We start from the raw sequence: 3,404 nt of genomic DNA on the forward strand, positions 1-3,404 counted from the left end.
ACGTCGTCGAGGAATAGCCCCGCCTTGTGTGTCCCGAGTGGGCCGCTGTCCTAGAAGCCGCGGAAGAGGTTTCCTGCAAGCAAGAGCAGGAAGGCGAGCAGCAACGTCTCGAAGGTGTGACCGCTGACCACCGGAATGGTGACGGCGGCATATTGCGCGAGCAGCGCCAGGACGGCGAGCAAGAGCGAGAGGAAGAACACCACCTGTGTCGGCGGGCTCAGTCGATAGGCCATGAGATGCGTCCTTTGTCGCGGGTACGATAGACGCGTTATGGACGCTTTGACCGGTGAAGGCTGTGATGCGACGACACACAGGCGGAGAATCGGGTGTCATCGAGACGTCTCGTGTGAAGTGGTGCCGGCTGGAGGATTCGAACCCCCGACCTACTGATTACAAATCAGCCGCTCTACCAACTGAGCTAAGCCGGCATTCTGCGCGCGCCAGGTCCTCGACATGGGGACGGCGCCCTTTGCGACCAAGCCTTTATCCCACTTTTCCCCGCCCACTCAAGCAGCGCGCGCGGACGGCGCCGGAAACGGGGCCCTAATAGGTGTTGAAGCGGTAGGTGGCGTTGCCGAACACGCCGAAGCGCTCGCTGGTGAAATCCTGAAGCTCGGTGGTCACGCCGATATTGATAAAGTCGCTTTCGCCGTTGGTCTGCGCATACCAATAACGGACGCCGGCGCCGAGCGCCCAGTGATCGGTCACGTCGAGCCGGAGCTCGCCTTCGAGCTGGTAGCCCCAGCCGGTGCCGCTGTCCTCGATATTGGGCACGGGGCCGAGATCCGAGCGCAGGAAGTGGCTGTCGTCGTTCCAGAGATACGCGACCGGGAGAAAGGCGGCGTCGGTGCGCAGGGTGAGCCGGTTCCAGAGCTTGGCCTTGAGCTCGGCGCCCAGCCGCAGCGATGACCAACTCGCCGTGTTGTTGATGACCTTGGTGCCGAACGGAACTGCGATGGAGCCGGGCGGGCCACAGACGAGGCCGCCGATATCGTCGCGGTTGCAGCGCGCGCCATAACCGTCCACCGATTCTTCCCAATAGTTGAAGCCGACGAAGGGGCTCAGCACCACGCGGGCCTTGCGGTCGATTAGCGTGAAGTCCTGGCCGACGTCCATGGTGCCGTAGACCATGCCGTCGCCGTCGAGCTGGCTGTATGTGTCGGAGAACTTGATCTGGCCCGCGAAGAAATCCTCGTCGTCGAGGCTGCCATTGTCGAGCCAGCCGCCGCCGACGAAGCCCTTGAAGAAGGTGCGTGTCTCGTTGCGCACGGCAAAGACGAATTCGAGCGAATTGGCGTCGATACCATCATAGGTGAGGGTCGAGGTGGGGTTGCCGAGGAATGGGTTTTGCTGCTGCGAATTGATGTCGAAGCGCGTGCTGCCCTCGCTGTACCAGTAGCGCAGGCCAAGCTCCCATTGGGGCTCGGGGTTGGACAGGGGCGGCAAGGGAATCGGATAGGTCTTGGGCACATCGACGACCTGTGCCTGCGCGTGGCCGACCGTGATGGCCAACGCCAGCAGCATCAGACCGAACGCCCTCAGCATGTCCTTCGCCCCGTCCCCTGGTGGAAAGCGTTTCGCTTCCCGCGAAGGTGCAGGGCGGGTGGTTAAGACGGGATTAAGAGACGTGCCGGAACGGCACGTTTAGCGGCGGCGGCTTGCCAGAAGACCGGCCGCGAACGCGGCGACGAGGAGGGTTAGCGGGCCCACCTGCTGCATGGCCTTCCCGACGCTCTGGTCGATCATGGCCATGCCCTCGGCGGGCGCCTCCATCAGGCTCGGTGCTTCCGTCTTCTTCTGGCGCGTCACGATCGGAATGAAGGCGAGGACGATGAGGGCAAGCACCACGAGAGCTCCCGCCACGATGCCCGCCGCCGCCACCGCGGTGAAGCCATACACGATCAGCGCCTGATAGCCGGCGACCAAGCCGAAGGCGATCGCGTACAGCGCAATCACGGCGGCGATGGCGATAATGACCGCCTTCTTCACCGAGCGCTCGACGGCATCCTTGATGCGCGTCCCAATCTGAAGGGAGGAGACGGCCGTCAATATGAGGCGCAGCATGAAGCCTCCTAGCGGCGGGTGAAGACGCCGAACAGGAAGCCCAGCCCCGCGGCGATCGCGACGGCCTGAAGCGGATTGCTCTTTATGGCTTCCTCTGCGTCGTGCTTGGTTTCCATCGCCTTGTTCTGGGCGCGGTTCATCTGCTTGCTGGCGATGCTGCTGACGGTGGAGGATAGATTCTGCATGTCGGCGCGGATCGCGTCGATCTGCGCGTTCAAGTCTTCGGTTTCTTTTGATGTCGCCATTGGGGGGCTCCCTGAATACCGTTAAAGTTGCTTACCTTAGAAGCAACTCTTGCCTTGGGATCTTTGTTCCGGATGGAGCAAAGACGACTCCATAGCTATGCGAGTTGATCGACGGGAATATGTCACTGTCAAGCTTTGACGGCGAACCATGCACCGGCATTTCTTGCTGGAGCCTTGCGTTGCTGAAGCCTCTTTCTTCGTTTAGAGTCTGAGTGCTTAAGAGGGGTCCCTCTGGGGGAATCAGGGCATGGCCGACAAATCGCTTGGACTCGCCGCTTTCGCTGGCGCGCTGTTGTTGGGGCTCATGCCGCTTGGCGCGGCGCAGGCCGCGATGCCGGCTCTCGGGCTCTCGATGGGAGCCCCCGCCGGGGTGGTCACGGTTTCCCAAGATGGGCCGCGTTTCCATCACGGCAAGCGGGCGCAAAGTGTCTATTGCTTGCGGAAGAACTATTGGTGGTTCTACCGGCCGTACACCACCGCGCAGGAGGACTTCCCGCGCTGCGAGCCTTATTTCCACTATCTGGAGCCCACCTCTGGCCGACGAGGCGCGCAGTCTGAACCTTACTTCAAGTGAGCCCGTCGAAGTAAATTTGCGCGAAGTCCCTCTGTAGTCGTCATCTCATAATACTTTCGTCTCAACGATTTGTATCGTTTTGGGCCGAACATTAGTGGGTGCGTAACTCTTTTCTTCGTGCACGCAGGGCTCTATTAACTTTACCGATACTTGAACGCCGTACTCTCAGGACAACCTTTCGCCGGCCGCTCGAGGCTGGCTGGGCCGCCCCTAGTCCCGTTGTCCTGAGTGGAGTTCCGAGTATGAAGGTCCTGTTGAGTGTTGTCGCCGTGGTGGCGGTGGCGGCCGGTTTCAGCCTGTTCTTTGCGGCCGATGCGGACGCCGGAGGCTGCCTCACCGGCTGGCGTTGCACGCCGCCGTTCTCGTTCCCGCGCCCAATCCGATCCCCTTGCGGCGCCTCCGCCGGCCGCGCGTCGTCGCGGCGGCGCCATGTGTTGCGCCTTGCGGGGCCGCGCCGGTTGCCGTCGCGCCCGCGCCTTGCGTCGCCCCGTGCGGCTTGCCGCCGGGACCGACCGCGTACC

The 3,404-nt window shown here is 62.4% G+C and carries 6 protein-coding genes and 1 tRNA gene; 1 reads left to right on the forward strand and 6 read right to left on the reverse strand.

The genetic code is table 11. The features are described 5' to 3' along the window. Positions 1 to 50 precede the first annotated feature (50 nt). From AUC71_RS11700 to AUC71_RS11720, 5 genes are all read right to left on the reverse strand, one after another. The gene (locus AUC71_RS11700) at positions 51 to 233 is read right to left on the reverse strand and encodes a hypothetical protein (protein WP_069624407.1); all 183 of its coding nucleotides are present in this window, start codon (positions 231 to 233) and stop codon (positions 51 to 53) included. A 119-nt stretch (positions 234 to 352) separates the two neighbouring features. Then, positions 353 to 428, reverse strand: a tRNA-Thr gene (locus AUC71_RS11705). Positions 429 to 543: 115 nt separating this feature from the next. Further along, entirely contained in the window at positions 544 to 1,545 is a 1,002-nt protein-coding gene (locus tag AUC71_RS11710) for a hypothetical protein (RefSeq protein ID WP_069624408.1), read from the reverse strand. A 99-nt stretch (positions 1,546 to 1,644) separates the two neighbouring features. After that, entirely contained in the window at positions 1,645 to 2,064 is a 420-nt protein-coding gene (locus AUC71_RS11715; protein ID WP_069624409.1) for a hypothetical protein, read from the reverse strand. An 8-nt stretch (positions 2,065 to 2,072) separates the two neighbouring features. Then, positions 2,073 to 2,309 (reverse strand): DUF883 C-terminal domain-containing protein, encoded by a 237-nt coding sequence (locus AUC71_RS11720; RefSeq protein ID WP_069624410.1) that lies wholly within the window; start codon positions 2,307 to 2,309, stop codon positions 2,073 to 2,075. A gap of 247 nt (positions 2,310 to 2,556) precedes the next feature. On the opposite strand from AUC71_RS11720, the gene AUC71_RS11725 reads away from it, so the two are divergent. Beyond that, positions 2,557 to 2,883, forward strand: coding sequence for a hypothetical protein (locus tag AUC71_RS11725; RefSeq protein WP_069624411.1), 327 nt, complete (start codon positions 2,557 to 2,559; stop codon positions 2,881 to 2,883). 333 nt (positions 2,884 to 3,216) lie between these two features. Here the strand turns inward: AUC71_RS11725 and AUC71_RS20345 are convergent. Next, the coding region (locus AUC71_RS20345; RefSeq protein ID WP_204376713.1) for a hypothetical protein at positions 3,217 to 3,404 on the reverse strand (188 nt) is incomplete at its 5' end.

The sequence above is a fragment of the Methyloceanibacter marginalis genome (assembly GCF_001723295.1).
In the GTDB taxonomy this organism is placed as follows: domain Bacteria; phylum Pseudomonadota; class Alphaproteobacteria; order Rhizobiales; family Methyloligellaceae; genus Methyloceanibacter; species Methyloceanibacter marginalis.

Bases quoted from the DNA above. Each gene is read 5' to 3' on its own strand.
- AUC71_RS11725 (WP_069624411.1), top strand. From the start codon at position 2,557: ATGGCCGACAAATCGCTTGGACTCGCCGCTTTCGCTGGCGCGCTGTTG.
- AUC71_RS11720 (WP_069624410.1), bottom strand. From the start codon at position 2,309: ATGGCGACATCAAAAGAAACCGAAGACTTGAACGCGCAGATCGACGCG.
- AUC71_RS11710 (WP_069624408.1), bottom strand. From the start codon at position 1,545: ATGCTGAGGGCGTTCGGTCTGATGCTGCTGGCGTTGGCCATCACGGTC.
- AUC71_RS11715 (WP_069624409.1), bottom strand. From the start codon at position 2,064: ATGCTGCGCCTCATATTGACGGCCGTCTCCTCCCTTCAGATTGGGACG.
- AUC71_RS11700 (WP_069624407.1), bottom strand. From the start codon at position 233: ATGGCCTATCGACTGAGCCCGCCGACACAGGTGGTGTTCTTCCTCTCG.